At 62.0% G+C, this 23096-nt stretch carries 24 protein-coding genes; 9 read left to right on the forward strand and 15 right to left on the reverse strand.

What is annotated here, in order from left to right:
• Positions 1–83 precede the first annotated feature (83 nt).
• Genes C2U70_RS15675 through C2U70_RS15685 form a run of 3 tightly spaced genes read right to left on the reverse strand, consistent with a single transcriptional unit; the run spans position 84 to position 3233 of the window.
• On the reverse strand, positions 84–1010 hold the full coding sequence (locus C2U70_RS15675) for an ABC transporter permease (protein ID WP_140979327.1): 927 nt from the start codon (positions 1008–1010) through the stop codon (positions 84–86).
• A gap of 1 nt (position 1011) precedes the next feature.
• The gene (locus tag C2U70_RS15680; protein WP_140979328.1) at positions 1012–2124 is read right to left on the reverse strand and encodes an ABC transporter permease; all 1113 of its coding nucleotides are present in this window, start codon (positions 2122–2124) and stop codon (positions 1012–1014) included.
• A complete protein-coding gene (locus C2U70_RS15685) occupies positions 2121–3233 on the reverse strand; it encodes a BMP family ABC transporter substrate-binding protein (protein WP_140979329.1) in 1113 nt (370 codons plus the stop codon). Before C2U70_RS15685 ends, C2U70_RS15680 begins: the two co-directional genes overlap by 4 nt.
• Before the next feature lie 393 nt (positions 3234–3626).
• Here C2U70_RS15685 and C2U70_RS15690 point away from each other — a divergent pair, with 393 nt between their 5' ends.
• The gene (locus C2U70_RS15690) at positions 3627–4886 is read left to right on the forward strand and encodes an allantoate amidohydrolase (protein ID WP_186294287.1); all 1260 of its coding nucleotides are present in this window, start codon (positions 3627–3629) and stop codon (positions 4884–4886) included.
• A gap of 132 nt (positions 4887–5018) precedes the next feature.
• On the opposite strand, the gene C2U70_RS15695 is transcribed toward C2U70_RS15690, so the two are convergent.
• Positions 5019–6203, reverse strand: coding sequence for a Zn-dependent alcohol dehydrogenase (locus tag C2U70_RS15695; protein ID WP_246666758.1), 1185 nt, complete (start codon positions 6201–6203; stop codon positions 5019–5021).
• Between the two features lie 483 nt (positions 6204–6686).
• On the opposite strand from C2U70_RS15695, the gene C2U70_RS15705 reads away from it, so the two are divergent.
• Both C2U70_RS15705 and C2U70_RS15710 read left to right on the forward strand, forming a co-directional pair.
• The gene (locus C2U70_RS15705; RefSeq protein ID WP_028180113.1) at positions 6687–6896 is read left to right on the forward strand and encodes a cold-shock protein; all 210 of its coding nucleotides are present in this window, start codon (positions 6687–6689) and stop codon (positions 6894–6896) included.
• 459 nt (positions 6897–7355) lie between these two features.
• Positions 7356–7712, forward strand: coding sequence for a hypothetical protein (locus C2U70_RS15710; RefSeq protein WP_140979331.1), 357 nt, complete (start codon positions 7356–7358; stop codon positions 7710–7712).
• Positions 7713–8280: 568 nt separating this feature from the next.
• On the opposite strand, the gene C2U70_RS15720 is transcribed toward C2U70_RS15710, so the two are convergent.
• The 3 genes from C2U70_RS15720 to C2U70_RS15730 form a co-directional block, all read right to left on the reverse strand.
• Positions 8281–8505: a hypothetical protein gene (locus tag C2U70_RS15720; RefSeq protein ID WP_140979333.1), complete on the reverse strand. Its 225-nt coding sequence runs from the start codon at positions 8503–8505 to the stop codon at positions 8281–8283.
• Positions 8506–8508: 3 nt separating this feature from the next.
• Positions 8509–8712 carry a hypothetical protein gene (locus C2U70_RS15725; protein ID WP_140979334.1) on the reverse strand — a complete coding sequence of 68 codons (204 nt, stop codon included), beginning with the start codon at positions 8710–8712 and terminating at the stop codon, positions 8509–8511.
• Between the two features lie 391 nt (positions 8713–9103).
• Positions 9104–9292, reverse strand: a complete 189-nt coding sequence (locus tag C2U70_RS15730) for a hypothetical protein (protein ID WP_186294288.1) — start codon at positions 9290–9292, stop codon at positions 9104–9106.
• Positions 9293–9550: 258 nt separating this feature from the next.
• On the opposite strand from C2U70_RS15730, the gene C2U70_RS15735 reads away from it, so the two are divergent.
• Positions 9551–10939 (forward strand): hypothetical protein, encoded by a 1389-nt coding sequence (locus C2U70_RS15735; RefSeq protein WP_140979335.1) that lies wholly within the window; start codon positions 9551–9553, stop codon positions 10937–10939.
• Positions 10940–10975: 36 nt separating this feature from the next.
• Here C2U70_RS15735 and C2U70_RS15740 read toward each other — a convergent pair whose 3' ends face one another.
• The 3 genes from C2U70_RS15740 to C2U70_RS15750 all read right to left on the reverse strand — a co-directional run bounded on the left by C2U70_RS15740 (position 10976) and on the right by C2U70_RS15750 (position 14016).
• Entirely contained in the window at positions 10976–11389 is a 414-nt protein-coding gene (locus C2U70_RS15740; RefSeq protein ID WP_246666759.1) for a hypothetical protein, read from the reverse strand.
• A 407-nt stretch (positions 11390–11796) separates the two neighbouring features.
• Positions 11797–12810: a formamidase gene (locus C2U70_RS15745; RefSeq protein ID WP_140979336.1), complete on the reverse strand. Its 1014-nt coding sequence runs from the start codon at positions 12808–12810 to the stop codon at positions 11797–11799.
• A 90-nt stretch (positions 12811–12900) separates the two neighbouring features.
• Positions 12901–14016: a ring-opening amidohydrolase gene (locus C2U70_RS15750; RefSeq protein ID WP_140979337.1), complete on the reverse strand. Its 1116-nt coding sequence runs from the start codon at positions 14014–14016 to the stop codon at positions 12901–12903.
• Between the two features lie 128 nt (positions 14017–14144).
• Here C2U70_RS15750 and C2U70_RS15755 point away from each other — a divergent pair, with 128 nt between their 5' ends.
• Genes C2U70_RS15755 through C2U70_RS15765 form a run of 3 tightly spaced genes read left to right on the forward strand, consistent with a single transcriptional unit; the run spans position 14145 to position 18115 of the window.
• Positions 14145–14813, forward strand: a complete 669-nt coding sequence (locus C2U70_RS15755) for a TetR/AcrR family transcriptional regulator (protein WP_140979338.1) — start codon at positions 14145–14147, stop codon at positions 14811–14813.
• Between the two features lie 13 nt (positions 14814–14826).
• On the forward strand, positions 14827–16701 hold the full coding sequence (locus C2U70_RS15760; RefSeq protein ID WP_140979339.1) for an adenine deaminase: 1875 nt from the start codon (positions 14827–14829) through the stop codon (positions 16699–16701).
• A gap of 13 nt (positions 16702–16714) precedes the next feature.
• Entirely contained in the window at positions 16715–18115 is a 1401-nt protein-coding gene (locus C2U70_RS15765) for an NCS2 family permease (RefSeq protein ID WP_140979340.1), read from the forward strand.
• Between the two features lie 14 nt (positions 18116–18129).
• Here the strand turns inward: C2U70_RS15765 and C2U70_RS15770 are convergent, their stop codons facing one another.
• A complete protein-coding gene (locus C2U70_RS15770) occupies positions 18130–18351 on the reverse strand; it encodes a hypothetical protein (protein ID WP_140979341.1) in 222 nt (73 codons plus the stop codon).
• Between the two features lie 350 nt (positions 18352–18701).
• Here C2U70_RS15770 and C2U70_RS15775 point away from each other — a divergent pair, with 350 nt between their 5' ends.
• On the forward strand, positions 18702–18881 hold the full coding sequence (locus tag C2U70_RS15775) for a hypothetical protein (protein WP_140979342.1): 180 nt from the start codon (positions 18702–18704) through the stop codon (positions 18879–18881).
• 7 nt (positions 18882–18888) lie between these two features.
• Here the strand turns inward: C2U70_RS15775 and C2U70_RS15780 are convergent, their stop codons facing one another.
• The 3 genes from C2U70_RS15780 to C2U70_RS15790 form a co-directional block, all read right to left on the reverse strand.
• Positions 18889–20271 carry a vWA domain-containing protein gene (locus C2U70_RS15780; RefSeq protein ID WP_140979343.1) on the reverse strand — a complete coding sequence of 461 codons (1383 nt, stop codon included), beginning with the start codon at positions 20269–20271 and terminating at the stop codon, positions 18889–18891.
• Positions 20272–20276: 5 nt separating this feature from the next.
• Positions 20277–21224, reverse strand: a complete 948-nt coding sequence (locus tag C2U70_RS15785) for an AAA family ATPase (protein ID WP_140979344.1) — start codon at positions 21222–21224, stop codon at positions 20277–20279.
• Between the two features lie 144 nt (positions 21225–21368).
• A complete protein-coding gene (locus tag C2U70_RS15790; protein WP_140979345.1) occupies positions 21369–21569 on the reverse strand; it encodes a hypothetical protein in 201 nt (66 codons plus the stop codon).
• 220 nt (positions 21570–21789) lie between these two features.
• On the opposite strand from C2U70_RS15790, the gene C2U70_RS15795 reads away from it, so the two are divergent.
• Complete coding sequence (locus C2U70_RS15795; protein ID WP_140979346.1) at positions 21790–22764, forward strand: quinone oxidoreductase family protein; 975 nt, start codon at positions 21790–21792, stop codon at positions 22762–22764.
• A 37-nt stretch (positions 22765–22801) separates the two neighbouring features.
• Here C2U70_RS15795 and C2U70_RS15800 read toward each other — a convergent pair whose 3' ends face one another.
• Positions 22802–23077 (reverse strand): hypothetical protein, encoded by a 276-nt coding sequence (locus C2U70_RS15800; RefSeq protein ID WP_186294286.1) that lies wholly within the window; start codon positions 23075–23077, stop codon positions 22802–22804.
• Positions 23078–23096: the final 19 nt, after the last annotated feature.

A 23096-nucleotide genomic window follows, 5' to 3' on the forward strand; every position in this document is an offset into this window, starting at 1 on the left:
GATCCGGAAAAGTGTGTAGCGGTTTTCCGACAAGATCATGCTCAAACAAAAGGAGCTAAAGCGCGATGATGTTTCATCGCGCTCTAGCGGGTAATCGACAGTTCAGCGGGTGCGCCGGTCAGCGTGCGCTTCGGCGAGCAGGTGATGATCATGATCGCCAGCGTCAAAATGTAGGGCGCGGCGTTGAAGAGGTGATAGCCGGAGGTGACGCCGACCGATTGCAGCGCAGGGCCGAGCGCCGCGGCGCCGCCGAAGGCGAGCGAGGCCCACAGGCACAGCATCGGATCCCAGCGCGCGAAGATCACGAGCGCCACCGCCGTGATGCCTTGTCCGGAGGACAGGCCCTCGTTCCAGCTTCCGGGATAGAACAGCGACAGGAAGGAGCCACCGACGCCGGCGAGGAAGCCGCCGACCATGGTGGCGCGCAACCGGATCAGCAGCACGGAATGCCCCATCGCGCGCGCGGCGTCCGAACTCTCGCCCGCGGTGCGGATCAAAAGGCCCCAGCGCGTGGTGCGAAACGCCCAGTACAGGATCGGCGCCAGCACCACGCCGATCAGGAAGAGAACGTTGATGCGCAGCGCCGCCTGGACCTGAGGGATGTCGCTCCACCAGCCGAAATCGATTGCGGGCAGCCGCGGCGCGGTCGGCTCGATCAAGGGCTTGCCGAGATAGAAGGCGAGGCCGGTGCCGAACAGCATCAGGGCGATGCCGACCGCGACGTCATTGACGCGCGGCAGCGAGCAGATGCCGGCATGCAGCGCGCCGAGCAGCGCACCGGTGATGCCGGCTGCGAGCACACCTAACCAAGGGGACCCGGAGAGATATGAGATGCCGTAGGCGCTCATCGCGCCCATCACCAGTGTGCCTTCGAGACCGAGATTGATACGGCCGGAACGTTCCGTGATGCATTCGCCGAGGCTCACGAACAGGAACGGCGTCGAAACGCGGATGGCGCCGCCGAGCACGGCGAGCGGGACGGTCCAGAGTCCGATCGATCCGTCTGCCATCTCAGGATTTTCCCTTCAAAAATCCGATGCGGCCGTAGAGCGCATCGCTGGCCAGCACGAAAACGAAGATGATGCCCTGCAGCACCAGCACGGACGCGTCGGGCAACCCGAGCCGGCGCTGCAACAGCCCGCCGCTGGCGCTGATGCCGCCGAGCAGGATCGCGACCGGAATGATCGCCAGCGGATTTTGCCGTGCGAGGAAGGCGACCAGGATGCCGGTGAAGCCGTAGCCCGCGGCAAGGTTGGCGTTGGTGCGGCCCTGCACGGCGGCGACCTCGACCATGCCGGCAAGGCCCGCAGCACCGCCGGCGAGGAAGCAGATCGTGAGGATGAGCTTGCTGACACCGAGGCCGACGATCTTGGCGGCGCGGATGTTGCCGCCGGCGACGCGGGCGGCGAAGCCGAACACGGTGTGATAGATCAGGATATAGGCGGCGATCGCGGCGACCAGGCCGAACACGAGGCCCCAATGCACGTCGGTGCCGGGGATGGTGCCGATCATGTTCGCCGCGCCGATCTCGCGCGTCGACGGCTTGTTGAGGCTCGCAGGATCCCGCATCGCGCCTTCGACGAGATGGTTGAGGATGGCGAGCGCGATATAGACGAGCAGCAGGCTCGAGATCGTTTCGTTGACGCCACGAAATTGGCGCAAGCCACCCGCGAGCATGATCCAGAGGCCGCCGCCGATCACGCCGGCCAGGACCATGGCGATCTGGATGGCGAAGGGCGGCGCGCCTTGCAACGCGAGAGCAGCGCTCGTCGCCGAGAGCGCGCCGATCAGCAGCGCGCCTTCGCCGCCGATGATGACCATGCCGAGCTGGGCGGGCAGGGCCGTGCAGAGTGCGGTGAGGATCAGGGGCGCGGCGCGGCTCAGCGTGTTCTGCCAGGAGAACCAGGTGCCGAACGCGCCGTAATACATGTAGTAATAGAGGTCGAGCGGATTCTTGCCGAACAGCGCGACGAAGATGCCGAAGACCGCGAGCGCGCCGACCAGCGCCGCGCCCGGGATCAGGATGTACTCGATCGTTGCGCCGTGGCGCTGGAGGAAGCCGGCATCGGCGGCCGGAGCGACGGCTCCGACCGCGTCGACGGGATCCGCCGCTTCCGATGTCACGAAGTCGCTCCGAGCACGCCCTCGACGAGGTAGTCCATCTTTTCGAGTTCAGGGTCCTTCTGGCCGCGATCGGTGCCAGCCGGGATCACCGTCTTGCCCTTGTTGTCGACCAGGCCGCCCTTGAAGATGGCAAAACCTTCGGCGGACAGGAATTTCGCCTTGGCCTCATCGGCGGCCTTGCGCGCTTCGGCCGAGACCGCTTCGCCATAGGGCGAGGTCTTGACGATCTCCTCCTTCAGGCCGCCGCGATAGAAATTCGGAATGCCCTCGCCGGAGGTGATCATCTTGACGAACTTCGGATACAGCGCTTCCCAATTCCACTCGGCGCCGGTGAGATAGGCCTTCGGCGCCAGCGCCGACTGGTTGGTGTGATAGCCGCACACCATGGCGCCGCGTCGCGCGGCGTTCTCGACCATCGTCTTCGGACCGTCGACGTGACAGGTCAGCACGTCGACGCCCTGGTCGATCAGGCTGTTGGTGGCTTCCGCTTCCTTGACCGGCATCGACCAGTCGCCGGTGAAGATCACCTGCGTGGTCGCCTTCGGGTTCACGGACCTGGCGCCGAGCGTGAAGGCGTTGATGTTGCGCAGGACCTGCGGGATCGGCTTGGCCGCCACGAAGCCGAGCTTGCTGCTCTTCGAGGTCAGCCCGGCGACGATGCCCGAGATGTACTGGGCTTCGTCGATGTAACCAAAATAGCTGCCGGCGTTCTTCGGATCCTTGTCGCTCCAGAGGCCGCCGCAGTGCTCGAAGCGAAGCTTCGGGTACTTGGTGGCCATCTTGATCATGTGGGGATTGTAGTAGCCGAACGAGGTCGGGAAGAGCAGGGTCGCGCCGTCGAGATTGATCATGGACTCGATGGTCTTCTCGACCGCGTCGGTCTCGGGCACCTTCTCTTCCTCGACCACTTTCAGGCCGGGGATCTTCTTCAGCGCCGCTGCGCCCTGCGCGTGCGCCTGGTTGTAGCCGTAGTCGTCGCGCGAGCCGACATAGATGAAGCCGATGGTCGTGTCGGCCGCGAATGCCGGGCGGAGACCGGCCGCCGCTCCCAGGGAGAGCGCCGCACCACCCTGCAACAAATGCCGTCGTGAAATCCTGCCAAAATCCATTGGATGCTCCCTTGGCGGATGGACCGCCCCTCTCACTGGCGGCTGCGCCGATCTGGCGGAGCCGGAACAGGATGTCGCAAGCTTCGTGCCAGAGATTAGGGAGCGAGCACTCTGCTTTAAGATGTTGAAATAACTAATCTATATCATTCGTCTGAATCTTGGGCAGGAACGTCTCTGTATAAATTTTAGGCAGTATATTCTCATTGTATGCAAGAGAGTTAATCAGTCTTAATCCGCTCCATGTGCACGGCTCGGATCGGCCGGGCCGGTCGCGCGGCATTCGTGCTAACCAGTCCGCGGTCGGGCGCATTTCGCTGGCACCGAATTTGTAACTGATGTCACCAGGCCCGGCGTCACCGACCGTGGTTCGAAGGATTGGAAAGCTTGACCGGGATGGGTGCTGGGATCGCCGTTCAGAACATGTCGCTCGGCGAGGAGATCGTTGGTCGCATCAACGAGCTCGGGGCCATCTCGGAAGACGCCGACAAGCTAACGCGCATCTATCTGAGCAAGGAGCTGCGCATCGCGGCCGATCTCATCCTGGGCTGGATGCGCGACGCCGGCATGCGCGCGGATCTCGACGCGATCGGCAATGTCTGCGGCCGCTACGAGGGCGACCGGCCGGGCTTGCCCTGCCTGATGCTCGGTTCGCATTACGACACCGTGCGCGATGCCGGCAAATGGGACGGTCCGCTCGGCGTCATCACGGCGATCTCCTGCGTTGCCGAATTGAACCGGCGCGGCCAGCGCCTGCCGTTCGCGATCGAGGTGGTCGGCTTTGCCGACGAGGAAGGCGTGCGCTTCGCCTCCACGCTGCTCGGCAGCCGCGCCGTCGCCGGCACGTTTGACGAGAGCGTGTTGGCGACGCGCGACCGCGACGGCGTGTCGATGCGCGACGCGCTTGTGCAGTTCGGGCTCGACCCCGATCATATCGGGGCTGCCGCGCGCACGCGGCGCGAGCTGCTGGCCTATCTCGAGCTGCATATCGAGCAGGGGCCGGTTCTGGAGGCGCAAAACCTTCCGGTGGGCGTGGTGACGGCGATTGCCGGCGCAACGCGGCTCGCGGCACGGCTGACCGGCATGGCCGGTCACGCCGGCACGGTACCGATGGCGTTGCGGCGCGATGCGCTGTCGGGTGCGGCCGAATGCATGATGGCCATCGAGCAATTCTGCCGTACCGACACGCATGGTCTCGTCGGCACCGTCGGCTACCTCCACGCAACGCCCGGCGCGACCAACGTCATTCCCGGGCAGGTGTCGTTCACCATCGACATGCGTGCGCCGGCCGACATGCATCGCAAGCGCGGAGTGACCGATGTCGTCCGCCAGATCGAGGCGATCGCAAAGCGGCGGGATTTGTCGCTCCAGCTCGACGTCACCCATGAGAACCGCACCGCGCCTTGCGCGCCCTGGCTCAAGCAGCAGATCGCCCGCGCAATCGCTGCGGAAGGCTATCCCGTGTTCGAACTGCCGAGCGGGGCAGGGCATGACGGCATGGCGATGATCGACATCGCCGATGTCGGCATGATCTTCGTTCGCTGCCGCGGCGGCATCAGCCACAATCCGGCCGAGCATGTCGAGCTCGCGGATGCCGATGCCGGCGCGCGGGTGCTGTTGCGGGTGATCGAGAATTTCAGGCCGCGCGAAGGGTAGAGGGATTGGGGCCGGTGTACTCGTTAAGCGACTGGCCGGCTGATGTACTCTCAACCTCCAACGGCGGCGGGAGAGCGGGCGTCTCCCGCGGTCGCGGAGGGGCCCCAAGCGGTCAGGCGCAGTTTGTTTGACTCACGTGTCAAACCGTACGAGGCCTCGCAAATTCTTGCCCGCCTGGAGATCGGCGTAGCCGAGATTAATGTCCTCAAGACGATAGGTCTGCGTGATCAGCTCGCGCAGCTTCAATGTGCCCTGACGATAAAGCGACAAAAGCTCGGGAATTTGGATCCTTGGGCTGGCAAAGCCATACACCGCGCCCATGATCGCTTTTTGTGAAACGCATAGTTCGAGCGGCGGAATTCCTATTTCAGAGACGGTGTCGGGCGTCAGCGCCGTAACAACCACATTGCCCGCCTTGGCGGTCGCACGGAAGGCCGGTAACAGCGTCGCTGGTGGGTCGATGCATACGAAAGCGTGGTCCACACCAATGCCATCAGTGAGTGCCAGCACGGCCTTGGTGAGTTCCTCGCCCTGTTGCTCGAGCGTGTCGGTCGCACCAAACTCTCGTGCCAAAACCAATTTGGCGGGAACGATATCCGCAGCAATGATCTTTGAGGCGCCACACAGCTGCGCGCCTTGAACGACGTTCATTCCGTCACCGCCGCAGCCGACAACAAGCACGGTGTCGTTTCTCTTCACCCGGGCGCGATAACGCGCCGCTCCTACGCCTGCCGGCACGCCGCACGCGACCAGGCTGGCGAGATCGAGCGGAATGTCGTTGTCGATGACGACGACCGAAGCCTTATCGACCACGGCATATTCAGCAAAGCCGCCGATCATGCAAAAACTTCCGACTGCAACTCCTTCGCGGTCGCGTCTTCGATACGTTCCGTCGAGCTGTGGGCCTTGAGTTATGCGCGGACCTTGCGCGCAGAGGTGATGCAGACCTTGGCGACACCAACGGCAATCGCCGCAGCCCGGAATAAATGTCAGAACCACATGATCACCGGGATTGATCCCTGCAACCTCGGCGCCGGTCCTCTCGACGATGCCGGCCGCCTCGTGACCGAGCACCATTGGTTTCATCGCGACGCGACGCTCTCCGCGCATGACGTGATAATCGGTGCGGCAGAGTCCGACCGCCGCGATGCGGACGAGCAACTCGCTTGGTCCCGGTTCATCGATCACAATGCGCTCGATCGATAACGGGAGGCCAATGTCGCGAAATACGGCGGCGAAGCACTCCATATTCAGCACTCCAATGGTCTGGTGATCAAAGCTATCGGCGAAAGAAAGGAGCCGCAACTTCCGGATCATGATATCGTTCGCCGTAGCCCATGCCACGTCGGTTCAGATGATCGACACATCCATTGTGCGGGTGCATCAGCGCGGTGACTGCGTCAATCGGAATAGACCACGACAATCCATCCGGGAGGTCGCGAGGCGGGTTACTTGCAAGGTCCACGCGGTGATTTCACCCCTTCTTGCCGGCGCTGCCTCCCTGGGAGAGAGGTGATTAGGCTGTCATCTGCCAATGCAACGCTTGCGCAGCTTCGTCCAACAATTTGTATGAACAGCGATATTCCGTTCTCGCCAAACAAAGATTCTGTTGGCTTCTTCTTGTAGTCTCCCAAATACTCTTGTATGGTCTCAAATATCGATACTGGCCGAACAACTGTTCCGCTTTCGCCTCAGATCCTGACGGCGCGCACGTTTCAGACATTCTCCAACATCGACTATCTGGAACACTGGCCGCAAATCCGCGCGCCAGGTCCTGCGCGTATGCGAAAGAAAGACCCGATGAACACAGGTACAGTGAAGTGGTTTAACACCCAAAAGGGCTTCGGCTTTATTCAGCCGGCAAATGGCAGCAACGACGTTTTTGTTCATATCAGCGCGGTTGAACGCGCCGGCATGGGCACCCTGAACGAAGGTCAGACGCTGTCTTACGACGTCGTCGCAGACCGTCGTACGGGCAAGTCCGCGGCCGAAAATCTCCGTGCTGCCTAGTTAAGAGCACGACAGGCCTGTTGCTCCAGCCACGGATGTACTGGCAGAGCTTGTGGTCCCCCGCACCTGAGTCATCAGGGGCGGGGATTTTGCTTCAACCCATGAAAGCGATCGTCAAGTGAGCTTGTCGTGGCTTGTCTTCGACATAACGACGGGGTCTCTCGGTCGGAGCCCAATAGCCAAATCGAATGTCGAAATGGCTTATTTTGTCTTTCGGGCGCATGGAGAGTGATGCTCGAATCTCATCGCCGATCCTGTCGGTGCGGCGCCGTCTGTAGTCGAACCGAGGGAATAGCTCCCAGTCGGCAGATCGCCAGCTTCGAGTGCTCGGTTTGCGGCGCGACCCTGGAAACGTGGAACACAGTTTTGGTGCCCACCTACAGCTTGATTGTCGGTCCCGTACGGAATTCTCCGCCCGACGAATGATGCAACCGGCAGATCGGACACTCGCGTCGTTCCTTGAGTGATGTCGCTTGCTCCTTCAGTGGCTTGTTCCAGCTCTCTTTGAAATCATTCGCGCGTGCATTGGGCGGCGGTGCATCCGAGGAACGTGATCGGCGCAAAGCAGGAGATTCAATGAGTATTGTAAAGCGGCATCTCGCCGAGCAAGAAGAGCGACTGGTTCTCATCGAAGAAATTTGCATCGATAAAGGAGCGCTTGTCCTGGATACCGTCACAGATGAGGTCTACTTCTCGACGGACGAAGAGGCCTACAAGAACGCCTACGTGACCGTGTTTCAGGCCTGGGCCAAGGGCACGATCAAAGGCACGGCGGAACAGATATTCGAGGCTACAAAATCCATTCTAGAAGAGTAGAGCACCTCGTCTTCGACTTTACGAGCCGGAGGCGCCGGTACGCATTACGTCAATCCAAGCCGGATCAACTGCAAACGTTGAGGTCACACATGTCGTATGCCTACAAGTTGCTTGAAAACGTTCGCCACCGACCCCAAGGTCCACAGGGACGCGCCACCACGGAACCGCCGGTCATTTATACCATCATTCAACACATGCCCATCGAGTCCGATGGGCGAGTCAGATACCGAATCAGGAGCAAGCTTGAGAAGATCGAGCGAGTCGTTACGGAAGATCAGCTTTCGTATTCTCAATAGGCTTTCCGACCGAGGCACCATCTGACAAGAGATTTGACGGGGGGCGGGTGTCGTCTCGGCTCATTCGCGCCGATGTTGGACGGATCTGTGAGGTCCGGTTTACCCTTTGGTTCGGACTTGGCTGCAGGCTGGACGGGCCGTCGCAAGGGGCCAGTAGGCGACATCGAAGGCGATCCAATCGGTGGCCCGCTCACCTTTTCGGCAACAATCGCGACCTCTCGTAAAGTCCACGTAGCCAGTAGAGTTTCCGCAAGATGCCATGTTGGTGCCTGTCAGCCTGCCATGCCAATTGGTAGTGCGACGAACCAATTCTCGAAAATATCTCCAAAAGGCTGAAGCTTTTCAAACAGCGTCGGCGAGAAGATGTGGTTGGTGTCGCTTCCTTTGAACCACTGATGATTGCCGACGGCCTCACGATCGAGATACCCGAAATGGTTGTCTTGAGCGTACGCGGCGCTCATCCACTCAGGCAAGATCTGGCCGTTTTCATCAAACACCGTTCAGGAACTAAAAATGTCCTTGCCCGGCATCTTGTATCGGTCAATCCACAGGCGATCCTGACGCTCGCGGCTGTCGAGAAACTCGATGGGCTCGTCACTTTTTCCAACGATTGGATGATACTCGGTCAATCGCCAGTAGACGGGGCCGCGATAATCGGGCGGCACTGTTCCAGCGGTCCTAATCCGCTTAGCTTTTTCCGTCATGGTATCGTCTTCTCGAACTATCCGGCGACAAAGAACTCAGTGAACGGCATCGACCATAAAATACGACAAAGGGATACTACCGCTCATATAAGCAATTCACTTCCGCGAAGGAAAAGACTAGCAAGAAGTCGGCTAATAGTCTTGCTGGTGGAAGCTGGGCAGAAGTCCGCTTTGGGTCAAAAGCGCCCTTTCGACCAACGGCTTCGGCAGTTCCGGTTTCCCCCGGGTTCCGGACATTTCGCTGCGACACGCCAACGGCGGCGATGGGCCAAAAGCCGACCACCCGAGGTTCCCGACCTTGTTCGGCCGGGCGTCACACTCGCGCCAGATACTCTACGGTCAAGTTTTGTGGCGTTTAGGCGAATGGATTGGAAAACGCTGCTCGGTAGATTCACCCTTTTTGTTTTTCTTCTGCGCTTCTTCCGTCGGAGCTCTTGGAGCGTTCTTCGAAGCGATCAGCGCCTTTGGCCAGATCGTGCCCCGTCTTGCTCTCGTTTTTCGCTTCGTCCTTAGCGGCAGCCTCGCGCAAGCCTTCAGCGGCCCGTTCTCCCGCTTTTGATGGTTTTCGTTCGTCATTCATGTGAAGCACACCTTCCTTGATGAACACACGCTTCTCCAGGAAGACTCCGTGTCTATCCCGGCCAAGCCACAACAAAATTCAATCGGATCGCTTGAACATTGTTCCAGTTCCGTTGAAAGCCAGTGCGTGAACTGGCGTAAAGCTGATAGCTGACGAGCCGCGCTGTCGGAATCAGGCTGTCATCTGACTGATATACGAATCAAGTCAGGGTCTTGACCGCTATTGGCAATGCTCGCGCAGGTCCATCCAACAACCCGTATGAACAGCGATATTCCGTTCTCGCCACATGACGACAACAGGTTCTACCAGGGTGTGGTCGCGACCTGGGTGGCCAACGCCCTCCAGGCGGTCAATTTCCTCGGCGACCGCTTCCTGAGACAGTCGCATCAGATATCGACCGCGATCGAGGACCTTTACCGGCACGCGATGGACAGCGCCTTCTCGGCAAAGGAGTCCTTTCTCGTCACCGGCGCGCCGCACGCCTCCGCGTACTACCCGCGCGATTTCGCCTGGTTCTATCCCGATGTTCTCGATCCCGAAACCATCATGGATTCGCAGGATGCTATCAGGCGCGTGCGCCTGCTCGAGAAGAGCGTCCGGCTGATGCTGGAGGCGGTGCGCGCCGACGTCGTCACGACGACCATCGTGCCGGCCGGGCGGGCTCGCTATCTCGGCGTGAACTATTTTTCGCGGCCCTCGGATACGCTGCTCGGCATTCTTGCGGGCCTGCAGCAGATGATCTCTGCCGACCAGCGGCCGTCGTCTTATCTGGCGATGTCGCAATGCGCGCATGCCGGTCGTCTCCTGCTTGTCGAATATGGCGTTGACCTGAAGCGGGCGATCCTGCAACTCGCGAGCGAACTCGAACCGTTCGAGGACGACGGCACCAGGTATCTGCTCTGCGACGTCAACAGGCCTCGTTCCGCCGCCACGGATACCCGCGCCGAACGGCTTCGGTTCGTCACCAATGCCTGCGTCTACACGACGTTTCTGTCGGGCGTGCAGCTCGGGGTCGTCGACGAGGGCGAGTTGACGCGGCTGCTCGGGCGCGACCTCGCGCAATATAAGCGGGAGCTTCTGCGCCTGTTCGGCAAGAACGGCTATGTCAGGCATTCCCTGGATGGCCCCGCGAGCCCACCGGCATCATCCGTTGCCCTGGATTTCGTCGGCGTGCATCAGGGGTTTTGGAATCTGGACGACGCGAGCGAACGCGCTCTGTTCGCGGCCACGACGGATTTGATCATCGCCGAGCCGCGGTTTCGTATCCCCGGGACATTCCATTTCCTGGTGTCGGCGGAGAACCCGCGCAACAAGATGATCCACAAGATCGCGGCCCCGGCCTACCAGGGCCGCTCGTCCTGGCCGACCTTCAACGTCGAATTTGCGGATCGCATGCTCGACTATGACACGCATTCAGGCAGCGATATCTATCGCACCTGCGCCCAGCGGATACTGAAGGACATTCGCACCGCGACCGAGGTCCACGGCGGATATCAGGAGCTGATCTCGGAGCAGGGGTTGAAGTATCGCACCTGGGCCTATAAGGGCGCGGTGGCGCACTCCTGGTTTCCGCGCTTCCTCTCGGTCTGGCGAAGGGCATATGGAACGCCGCTGCTCCATTGGAATGAGGAGAGCGTGGACTCATGAATGCTCAGCGGCCCCGATATTGGCATTGTTACCTGATCAGTCATTCACGCTGATGTCCGTAAAAAGGAACCCTGCTGGCGTCTTGGTAAAGACGAAGATGTCCTCGCCGCAGAAGATGAAGTAAGTGTCATTGTTCTCTTCGCGATCGTAGACGGCCTTGCTGCGCTGGATACACGCGCGATTTTTCGCCGTGAAAAAGGTCGTATAGGTCTTGGCGCGAAATTGCGCGGCGTCGCGAATGGCGCTGTCGTTCATGAACGGCAATCGCGTCATACCGGCGACGGCGGCGGAATCGTTTGTCTTCAGCGCCGCGCGAAACTTCTCGATGAAGCCATCGAATTCCGTCTGCAAGGCAGGAGAAGCGACGGCTTTCTTCGGCGCCGCCTGGGCGACGGCTGGAGCAAGGTTCACGAGAGCGGCTGCGAGCATAATTCTGAGCAAAAATCGCACGAATTGGCTCCGTTCATCAACAAATCAAGGTCTTTCGACCGATCCAAATCCACGGTGTTCTGTTGCGTCACGGGCTTTTCTGGTTCAACGGCGCAGCCTCGACCCCGCCCGGGCACGGACCAACAGCATTTGCCGGAAATGAGTGGAGTTGCGCGGGCGATTCAGTCAGGCGCCATCACGTCTTAGGGGGCGCGCATCGCCTGCCGCAAGGTTCGTCCCACGTCTTGCGATGATGACAATATACACCTGATTTGCCCGACGGGTCAAGAACAATTTCGTAAAATCAGCAGTCGCTCACCGCCGCCGATTTTCTACTGTGCATGGGGTTGTTTTCAACTCCGTCGTCCACGCCAATGTCCTGAGCAACACATGAGCCAGATTGTCGCGCCTTGTCGGCGAGGCGTGACTTATTCGGCCGCCTTCGCGGTCTTGCCAAAGATCCGGCTCGGTGCCGGGAAGCCGCAGGAGGTGCCGTCGGTGACCTTGACCTCATCCTCCCAGGGCAGGCGGTAGGTGCCGGCGACCATGTCCTGCATGAAGGTGTAGGGGCAGTCCATCGCGCCGCCCTTCACCGCGACATAGCCGCGGTGCCAGAGCTGATAGATGTTGTTCTCGACGCCCCAGTTGACGCGGGCTTCGCGCACGAGGTCGGGGCGCACCTCGGCGGTGATGATCTCGTCGGCTCGCCCTGTCGTGCCGTGAGCGAGCACGCTGCCGTCAAAGTTCACGATCATGCCTTCGCCCATGGAATCGAACGAGCCGTCGGAGCCGCACATGCAGACGTTGGCTGTCACCATCAGGTTCTGGAACGAGTTGGCCTGATTGGTGAAGCGCCAGGCCTCGCGGATCGGCGCGGTGTAGCCGGCGGTGCGGATCATGATCTCGGCACCCTTGTAGGCGCATTCCCGCGCCATCTCCGGGAACATGCCGTCATGGCAGATGATCAGCGCGATCTTCGCGCCATTCGGTCCGTCGATCACGGGAATGCCGATGTCGCCCGGCTCCCACGGCTCGACCGGAATCCAGGGATGCAGTTTTCGGTAGTAGAGCTTGATCTCGCCATGGTCGTCGATGATCAGGCCGGAATTGTAGGGGTTGCCGTGCGGGTTGAACTCCATGATGGAGAAGCAACCCCAGATCCTGTTGTCGATGCAGGCCTTCCTGAAGGCGGCGACCTCGGGCCCGTCGAGCCGGCACATGATCTCGGGATTGGTGTCCATCGAGAGCCCGTGCAGCGAATATTCGGGAAAGACCACCAGGTCCATCGTGGAGAGATTGCGCCGGGCCTTGCCGACCATCCAGACGATGCGTTCGGTCTGCCGGGCGAGATCCGCCTTGGTCACGACAACAGGCAGTTGCAACTGCACCAGACCGATCACCACGCCATTGGGCGATTTGTTCAGTCCGCCAAGGCCGTTCATGGGCAGCTCCCTCAGTGAAGTTGGACGCGGCGTCTGTGCGCGCTCGGATGTGGCCAGGAAGCAAATCCGATTTTGGTAAGGAGCAAAAGACTATCTTTCAGGCAGGAGCCGCACGATGACAGCGACGGGTCCGCCGCCGGGAGGTCCCTGATGCTCGGCGCCGCCTGATACATAGACCGCCCCGGTGCCCGCGAGCCCCGCGATCAATCCGCCAACTGCGGCGCGTGCGTGCCGCGTGGAGCTGATGTCGGTATCCTCCAGCATGGTGTGACGAAACCCGCGGACTGTGCCGCTGGGCGAGGCTTCCGCCTTGGCGAAGATATTGACGAGCTCGCGTCCCGCACCCGGTTCGGAACTTGCGGGAAGGCCGACGCTCTTCAGTGCGTCGATGACAGCGGCGGCGTCGATGGCGTCGTCCATCACGGTGTGCCCGATCTCATATGGGCTTGCTGATGTGTCCGAATTGCCGAGCACGATGACGACGTTGTGCATCAGCTCAATGCCTGCGGACGTCGAGGCGACTGATGAAAACAGATCGTAACGACGAAGGACGTCCTCGTCGCGAACCGGGTCCTTGATCTCGGCAAGCGCCACGGCGACGCCGAGCGCGGATGCGCCGCGCGAATAGGCCATCGATGTGTAGGCGCTCGTCGTCGCGGGCTTGTTGCCGCGCGCGACGGCTGCTTCCATCCGCTCGCTCGTCAGCAGCGGGCACTTGATCTGAACGAAGTGAACGTCGCGTGGATCGGTGATCCCGGCGTCGGCCATCGCTGCCGTAATCGCCTTTGCCGTTTCCTGAATCTGCGCGCTGCGTCCGAGCTCCTCGGGCAAAAAATCCCGCGTGTGCGCCATGCCGATGCTCAGGCGCTTTCCGGAAATGGTGGACTGGTCAGCGACGCTGCGGCGCGTGAAGACGGTGATGTGCGGGCTCAGCACGCCCTCCGTGCCGCCCGACATCACGAAGGCAATCCGATGCTCGACGGCCGCGGGGGACATGTCGAGATGAGGCGCGAGCGCGACGCAGAGCGCCGATACTGCGTATTCCCGGGTGAAGTCATTGACGCCGCCATTGCCCTCGGTCTTGCCGAGGATCGCCAGGATCGATTTCGGATCGATCCTGCCTTCGGCGATCAGGCCGAGCAGACCAGAGACATCCCCCGGACCCTTGGTGGCGATACGAACGACATCGACGGCTGTGGTGCGCATTCTGTTCCTGTCACACATTCCTCGTCCGAAGAAAAGACCGGGTGGAGGGCCGGGCGCCGCCCATTAAGGCGCCGCTTGCCTCAAATCTCGCCTTGACGCCGAAAATCAACGGATGTCAGACTTATGACATGAAGGCAGCAAAGAGACGCGAACCCAGTCTGCGCGACGAATATGCCGAAATGACGCGGCAGCGCATCGTGGCCGCGTTCGTCGAGACGCTGGAGGACGAGGCCGCCGACGAGGTCTCCATGGCCGCCGTCGCCAAGCGCGCGAAGGTTGCCGAGCGGACGATCTATCGCCACTTCAAGACCCGCGCCGAGCTTTTCGAGGCTGCCGGCGAGTGGATCGAGGACAACGTCTTCAGCTACATCCCGTTCACGTCGCCGGACGAGCTGCCGGGCATTTTCCGCAAGCTCTGCAAGAGTTTTGATCAGCATCCGCATCTCGCCCGCGCGATCGCAATGACGCGGGTCGGCCGCCGCGTGCGCGCGGGTTTCCGGCGGCACCTGATCGATCAGCACCGCAAGGCGATGGCGCCGCTGGCGAAGCATCTCAGCCCGAAAGAAGTCCGCCAGGCCGAGGCGCTCGCGAGCTATCTCAACAACGTGCTGGCCTGGAGCGCACTGCGCGAGGATTTTGGCATGTCGAGCAATGAGATCGCCGATGCGATCGAATGGGCGCTCTCCACACTTCTGAATGATGTTCGAAAGCGCGATGCGGCCGCGGCCAAGCAACGGGCAGGCAAGAGCGGCAAGCCACAGCGGAGGCGTCCTGCCGCTGCGCGGGAGCCGGCATGAAATGGAGCGGGCTATGACATCCCCTGACAGGCTGCCGGACGATCTCATGATCAACGCCGCCGACGAGGTCCGCATCCGCCAGGATCTCGTGCTGACGGCGCTCGGCCGCCGTCCGGCCGATCGCAGTCTTCGGGTCGGCCGGCTGCTCGACGTGCACAGCCGGAGCTGGAGCGAGGATCAGGAGATCGTCTTCAAGGGCCGTCGCATCGCGTGGGTCGGTCCGGCCGGCAGCTACCCGGGCGAGGTCCGCGAGCGCGTGCATCGGCCCGATCTCGCCGCCGTGCCGGGCTTCGGCGAGGTGCACAAGCACATCGAAAGCTCGCATTTGACCCCGGAATGGGAAGCCGCCCTGGTGCTGCCGCATGGCAATACCTGGACCTGCGAGGCGAGCCACGAATTTTCCAACGTCAACGGGCCGCGCAATCTCGAGTTCTGGTTCGAGGCGCGCCGTCGCGGATCGCCGCTGAAGATCTTTCCGCAGCCGGGATCGGCGGTGCCGCCGACGGCCTATGAATGGGGCGGCGGCTGGTATGGCCGCGAGGAGCAGGCACGCTTCATGGCCGAAAGCCTGATGGTCACCGGGCTCGACGAGGTGATGGACTGGCCTGCGGTCTGGAATCCGGAAAATCCGTCCTACAAGCGGCTCTGGGGCATGATCGAGGCGACCTTTGCGGCCCGCGGTGTCGTCGAGGGTCACGCGTCGGGCCTGCGCGATCTTCCAGAGATCAACGCTTTTGCGGCCGCTGGCCTTGCGTCCGACCACGAGGTGCAGACGCCGGAGGAGACCTGGGACAAGCTCATCCGCGGCCTCTTTGTCGAGCTGCGCATCTACGCCATGCCGGAGATCGTGTCCTGGCTGCTCGCCAAGGGCTTGCAGGACTGGTCGCAGATCGCATTCACGACCGATGATCGCAGCGCGAGTCATACGCTCGAGCTCGGCGCCAGCGACCACAACGCAAGGGTCGCGATCGAGGCGGGCCTCGCGCCGGAGATCGCCATCCAGTGTCTCACCATCAATCCGGCGCGGCACATGCGTCTGACGCCGTTCGTCGGCAGCTTGGCGCCGGGACGTTTTGGCGACGTCGTGCTGCTGTCTGACGTGGCGAAGCTCACCATGGCGGAAGTGTGGGCCGATGGCGTCCAGGTCTCCGAAGGCGAGTGCTATCTCGGCGAGGTGCCGAAAATCCAGTGGCCGGACTGGGCGACGAAGACCGTCAACATCAAACGCGCGATCAGGCCTGAGGATTTCGAGCTGCCGGCTTTGCCGGGCCGCACCACGATGAAGGCGGCCGTGATCCGGCCCTTCCACTGGCATCCAGATTTCTACACCCTCGAGCTGCCGGTGCGCGACGGCGCCGTGCAGCGCGACGAGAGCGAGTCCATCACCAAATTCGCGATCGTCGATCGCTTCTCGGGTGAGGGGAAGGTGGCAAAGATGTTCTGGCGCGGCTGCGGGCCGCGGACGCCTGACACGGCAGTCGCCTGCTCGGTTGCGCACGACAAGCACAACATCTGGGTGGTCGGCTCGTCCGATGCGGCGATGGCGAAGGCGGTCAATGCGCTGGTCGGGCTGCAGGGCGGATGGGCGCTGGTACGCGAAGGCGAGCTCGTCGCCACCGTTCGCTTCGAGGTCGGCGGGCTGATGAGCTGCCGCTCCGCGCAGGCGCTCGATGCAGAGATGCAGGCGCTCTATGCCGAGGGGCGCAAGGTGGACTGGATGTACGAGCCGACCTTCCGGCCGCGCTGGTATCCGGGATTCCCTGAAAGGTTGATGTTCGCAACGCTGACCTGCGCGCCCTGGAGCTGGGTGCTGGTGGCGCCCTGCGAGCAGGCCCCGCTCGGTTTCATCAATGTGCAGACGGGTGAAGCGCACCCTGTGGTGTGGTGAGGGAGTAAACGCGATGAGCGAGATGACGCCGCAGGCGGCTGCCGCCGAGATTGCATCAGGTCCCGTGTCGGATGCGCCACCGAGCGCACTCGACCGTATCTTCCGCCTCACCGAGCGCGGCACCAGCGCCAGCCGCGAGGTGATGGCCGGCGCGACCACCTTTGCGGCAATGGCTTATATCATCGCGGTCAATCCGGCCATCATGTCCAATGCGGGAATGGATCGCGCCGATCTCGTCAGCGCCACGGCGCTGGCTGCGATCGTCGGCTCTGTCATGATGGGGTTGTGGGCCAACCTGCCGCTCGCAGTTGCGCCGGCGATGGGCTCCAACGTCATCTTCACCTACGTGATCGTCAAGCAGATGGGGATGCCCTGGCAGGGCGCGCTCGCCATGGTCGCCTTCACCGGCGTGCTGTTCCTGATCCTCAGCCTGTCGAAGCTGCGCGAGCGCGTCGCCAAGGACGTGCCGGAAGCGCTGAAGATCGGCATCCAGGCGGCCGTCGGCACCCTGATCGTCTTCATCGCGCTGCGCGGCGCCGGATTCGTGGTGCAAAACCCGTCGACCTACATCGCCATGGGCTCGTTGCGTAGTCCGCCGGTGCTGCTGACGCTTTTTGGTCTCTTGCTCACGCCGGTGCTGGTGGCGAGCCGGGTGCCGGCTGCGCTCATCCTTTCGATTGCGGCGCTGACGCTGATCGGCTTCTTTGTCCCGGGTGCGAACGGCAAGATGGTCACCTCGATGCCCTCAGCTGTCATGTCGTGGCCGCGCTGGCCGACGAGCACCTTCATGGCGCTCGATGTCGGATATCTCTTCAGCCATTTCGTGGTGGCGCTGCCGCTGCTGTTTTATTTCCTTTGCGCCGAGTTCTTCTCGACTTTGGGCACGCTGATCGGTGTGACCGGCGCTGCCAATCTGCGCCGGCCCGACGGCTCGATTCCGAATGCCACGGCCGCCTTTGCCACTGACGCGACGGCCTCCATCGTCGGTCCGCTGCTCGGCACGTCGGTCGTCACGGCCTATATCGAGTCCATCACCGGCGTGCAGGCGGGCGGACGGACCGGTCTCACCTCGCTGACGGTGGCGGCTTTCTTCTTCCTGGCGCTGTTCTTCTGGCCGATTTTCATCATCATCCCGGCGCAAGCGACCGCGCCTGCGCTGGTGCTGGTCGGCGTGCTGATGATGCAGGGGCTCGCCCGTATCGACATGACCGATCTCGGCAATGCGGTGCCGATCGTGCTGACCCTGCTTGTCACGGTGCTGACCAACAACCTCATCAACGGCATGGCGCTGGGCACGCTGTCTTACATCGCGCTGGAGGTGACGGTCGGGCGCCGGTCACAGATCCCCGCGATGGTGTGGGGGCTCGGCGTGGTGTTCGTCGCTTACGCGATCGTGATCGCGCAGATTTTTTGAGGTGCTTGGGCGCATTACGCCGCAAGATCAAGCAGGCGGCACGATCCGCGCACGAGCACGCTGCGTCCGGTTGGCGTCAAAAGCGGGAGACCGTCGCTGACAGCAACAAGACCGAGCTTGGCGAGGTCTTCGACCATGTAGGTCTTCACGTGACGATCGCTGAGAGCGTGGCGGCGAAGCGCTTTCAGGGCTTCCCATTGATCGGGCGAGAGATCGTAATCGACGTCGATATTCATGCTGCCTCAAAAAATCAGGCGATGGTGCGCACCAGTTAACGGCGCTGCGTGAAGACCATGCGACGACATTGAGTCGGGAATTCGATAGGTGTTTAGAACGTCTCTTCACAAACTGTCGCAGGTCATTGCGCCACAATATTTAAGACCGAAAACGCGCGATTTTCGTCCCGCTCTCGTGATCACCATTTGATGATTTGCAGGTGATGTTGCGTCTGCGAATGCCGCAGTGCACGGGAAGGATGGCTGTCACATTCCGCGCTGCGTAGTGCACAGGAAAATCTGACGAGCCCTTCAAGACTCTGTTACTCTGATTCGCAGGGAATGGGCTTCACGCGGCAGGAGTGGAGTGCATGAACAGGCTGGTGGAAATTCGCAGCCAGGAATCGTTTTGCCGTGAACGCGCGGCGCTGGATTCCGATCGGCGAATTTTCTGGCTCGCGCAGGCCGAGGAATGGGAGCAGCGCGCGCTCGACGAAATCGCCCATCACTTTCGGGAATGCAATCTCGCTTACGCCCAGTTGCGCGCCTGAGAGGCGGTTACTGATACGTCGCCACGATGTCTGATACGGCCCGCTCGAGCTGTTGTGCCGTCGCGCATTGGCGCACGACGGTGCAGAACGTCGCGTAGCGCGGCATCTCCGAATCGCCAAAGCCCCAGGCGAGGCGGCCTTCCGGATTGAGCCAGACCAGGCGCTTCGAACGCTCGGAAATACGCTTCAGGATATCGGCGCGCGGATCGAGGTTGTTGCTGCGGGCATCGCCCAGCACGATCACCGTGGTCTGCGGCGTCAGCAGGCTCATGAAGTCATGCTCGAAGTCTTCGAGCGAGGAGCCGTAGTCGGATGAGCCGAAGCCGACCTTGGACATGATCTCGGCCATCGCAGCATCGGGCGTCTTGGACTCCAGGATGTCGCTGACTTCGATCAGATGCGAGGAGAACGCGAAGGAGTGGACGTCGTCGACCACCTCGTGGAGGGAGTGGATCAGGAGCAGGAAGAAGTCCGAGACTTTTGCGACCGAACCGGAGACGTCGCAGATCGCCACGATCTTCGGTCGATCGCGATGCTTGCGCTTCCACGCGGTAAGGAAGGGGATGCCTCCCCAGGCGGCATTGCGGCGTAGCGTCCGGCGCACGTCGAGATGGCCGCGGCGCTGACGCTTGCGTGGCTTCGAGTAGCGTTCGCGCAGCCGCCGCGCGATCTGGCGGATGAGGTTACGCATCTGCTCCACCTGCCGCGGTTCGATGCGAGCGAGCGGCGCGTTGCGCAGGATCTCGTTGCGCAGGTTCTCTGCTTCCTCGCGCGCATAGAGCGCGAGGCCTTGCGAAACCGTGTCGCGCACGGCCTCACGCAGGCCGTCGAGTGCGGCGCGGAGTCGTTCCGCGAGCGACGGGTTGGTCGCAGCGAGGTTGTCGAGATCGTCGCGCAGGCGCTGCAGGCCCATGGCGTCGAGGATACGGGTCGAAAAGATTCCGCGCTGGGTCGAGTAGCGGATGTCGGAGAGTGATGCCGCCGACGAGGCATTCGCGAGCGCGGCGGCGAGGGCGTTACGATCCTGCGAGAGGAGCATCTGTGCGAGTGGTCCCAGGGACTCCTGGGGCTCGCCGCTGCTCGCGTCGCTGGAACCTTCCGACGAGGGTGGTTGATTGTCCTGATTATCTTCTTGCGGGGCGTTGTCGTCGTTGGCGGGCTGCTCCTGCTGCGGCTCCGGCTGGCTGAAGAACAGGTCGAAGCAGTCGCCGAGCGCGAGTTTCTCGTCCTGCGACTTGGCCAGCGTCAGCAGCAGCGTGTCGCGCAGAACGTCCCGGTCGGAAAAGCCGACCTGGGAGACCGCGCGCATCGCATCGATGCTTTCGGCCGGCGAGACGTGAACGCCGACGCCGCGCGCAGCCCGAAAGAAGCGATGGAGGTTCTCCCGCATCCCGCTCAGCCAAAGACGTTGTGACGCGCCGCTTTCGCAATGAAGGTCGTGACCTGAGGCAGTGCCGCCTCGATATCGGCCTCGTATTTCAGGAGCACGTTGAGGGTGTCCTTGACCATCTCGGTGTCGAGCTCGCCGGCCTGCAACAGGACCAGCACGCGCGCCCAGTCGATGGTCTCGCTGACCGACGGCAGCTTCTTCAGGTCGAGCGTGCGGATCTCGTGGATGAAGCCGACCATCTGCCGGCGCAGGTTCTGCGAGATGCCGGGCACGCGGCTCTCGACGATGCGCTCCTCCAGCCTCTGCTCGGGAAAGCCGATATGCAGATGCAGGCAGCGCCGCTTCAGTGCGTCGCCGAGATCGCGCTCGCTGTTCGAGGTCAGGATCACCGTCGGCGGTGCGATCGCCGAGATGGTACCAAGCTCGGGGAGCGTGACCTGGAAGTCGGACAGGATCTCCAGCAGCAGCGATTCAAACTCGGCGTCGGACTTGTCGATCTCGTCGATCAAGAGCACGCAACCGCCGGGCTGCTCGAGCGCCTGGAGGAGGGGGCGCGGCTCGACGAATTCCTTGGAGAAGAACACGTCGCCAAAGGTGTGGAGTTGGTCGAGGGCCGCGTGCAGCGTCTGCGCGCCGCCGAGGACCTCGCCGAGCTTGTCCTTCAATATCTGGGTATAGAGGAGCTGTTTCGCGTATTTCCACTCGTACAGTGCCTTGGCTTCGTCCAGGCCCTCATAGCATTGCAGACGGATCATCTTCAGGCCGCGCCAGGCGGCGATCGCCTTGGCGAGCTCGGTCTTGCCGACGCCCGCGGGGCCTTCGACCAGGATCGGCTTCTCGATCTGCTGAGACAAATAAACGGCGGTCGCGATCTGCCGGCTCGCGATGTAGCCTTGCGCGGCGAGGCCGCTCTCCACTGCCTCGATCGCGGTCGAGGGCTTCTGATTAGCCACGAATGGCGCTCCCAAATGGTCTTGCTTGAGGCTTGTTCTGCCTGCGTTCCCGGCAAAGAACAAGTCTCGTTTGGGAGGAACAGACCTGCGCGGGTGCGAGCTATTTCCGTTTAACGCAAATACCGCCGGAGCCCGCGCGGGCAATCAGTGACGAAGCAATTCGGGCTTGCGAATGGTCTGCCTGACCTCGCCGCCGCAATCGGCGCATTCATAGATGAAGTCGATCTTGGCGAGACTCCAGTGCGGCTCCACTTCGCGCACATACATCGGCAAGAACCCCATGCACGACGGGCAAATCACGGGAGCGATTTCGATGTCGTGGTGATGCTGAACATAAGCGGGCATCTCGGCTCTCCTTCGCAGGCAACCACCAACCCCGCGCAAAGCCTATGTCCGACCGCCAAATCCGCGTCATCAACTCTTTCGAACAGAGGCGGAACGGCCGCCGTTTGTCGTTTGCTGTGACATTCTTGTTACGTCTCTGTACTGTAACGGGCGGACTAAATGCCTATTTCACAGCGCATCCGGTCGTCCGACCATATCCAACAATAAGGGAGCAACGCCCATGACGCATGCCATACGTTTCCACAAACCCGGCGGTCCGGAAGTCCTGGTCTGGGAGCAGGTCGAGGTGGGTAAGCCCGGTCCCGGCGAAGCGCGCATTCGTCACACCGCGGTCGGCCTCAACTTCGTGGACATCTACAACCGCTCCGGACTTTATCCGGCGCAACTGCCAAGCGGGCTCGGCAGCGAAGCCGCTGGCGTGGTCGAGGAAGTCGGCGCAGGCGTGACCGATTTGAAGGCCGGCGACCGCGTCGCCTACGGCGCGTCGCCGCTCGGTGCCTATTCCGAGGCGCGGCTCATTCCCGCCGACCGTCTGTTGAAGATTCCCGAGGGTGTCGACGACAAGACCGCGGCAGCGATGATGCTGAAGGGACTGACGACGCAATATCTGATCCGGCAGACCTATCGCGTGAAGGCCGGCGACACCATTCTGCTTCATGCCGCGGCCGGCGGCGTCGGCCTGATCCTGAGCCAATGGGCAAAGCATCTCGGCGCGACCGTAATCGGCACCGTCAGCAATGACGAGAAGGCCAAGCTCGCCAAGGCGCATGGCTGCGACCATGTCATCATCTACACGCGCGAGGATTTCGTGAAGCGCGTCGACGAGATCACCGGCGGCAAGAAGGTGCCCGTAGTTTATGACTCTGTCGGCAAGGACACGTTCCTGAAGTCGCTGGACTGTCTTGCGCCGCTCGGCGTCGCCGCGTTGTTCGGCCAGTCCTCCGGCGCGGTCGAGCCGCTCAATCTGGGCCTGCTCGCGCAGAAGGGTTCGCTCTACGTCACCCGGCCGACGCTGTTCACCTACGCGGCCAAGCGCGAGGCTTTGGTGTCGATGGCCAATGAGCTGTTCGCCGTCGTCAAATCAGGCGCGGTCAAGATCGAGGTGCACCAGACCTATGCGCTGAAGGATGCCGCGAAGGCGCATGCCGATCTCGCCGCACGCAAGACCACGGGTTCGACGGTATTCCTCGTGTGATGCCGGTTGACTGGCGCGGGCCCAGCGAGGGCTCGCGTCAGGTCTGTTCGTGCTTCTTCAGGTCGCGCGCGTGGTCGAGGCGGATTGCCTGGAGATCGATCTCATCTGGAGGAATCTCGGGGAGGGCGGCCTCGGCGAGGATGTCTTCGGTCACGTCGGCGACCGCACCATCGGCGATCTCGTGGATGAAGGAGATGTTCCGGTACTCGCCTGAGGCGATGCGGGAAATCACCTCCCGCCGGGTCACCTCGGGGTCGACGATCGCCTCACGGCCGCGACGGCCATAATCGATCATCACGACGAAATACTGCATCGAGATTTCTGCCCTGCCT

Source organism: Bradyrhizobium guangdongense, assembly GCF_006483445.1.
GTDB classification, from domain to species: Bacteria; Pseudomonadota; Alphaproteobacteria; order Rhizobiales; family Xanthobacteraceae; genus Bradyrhizobium; species Bradyrhizobium guangdongense_A.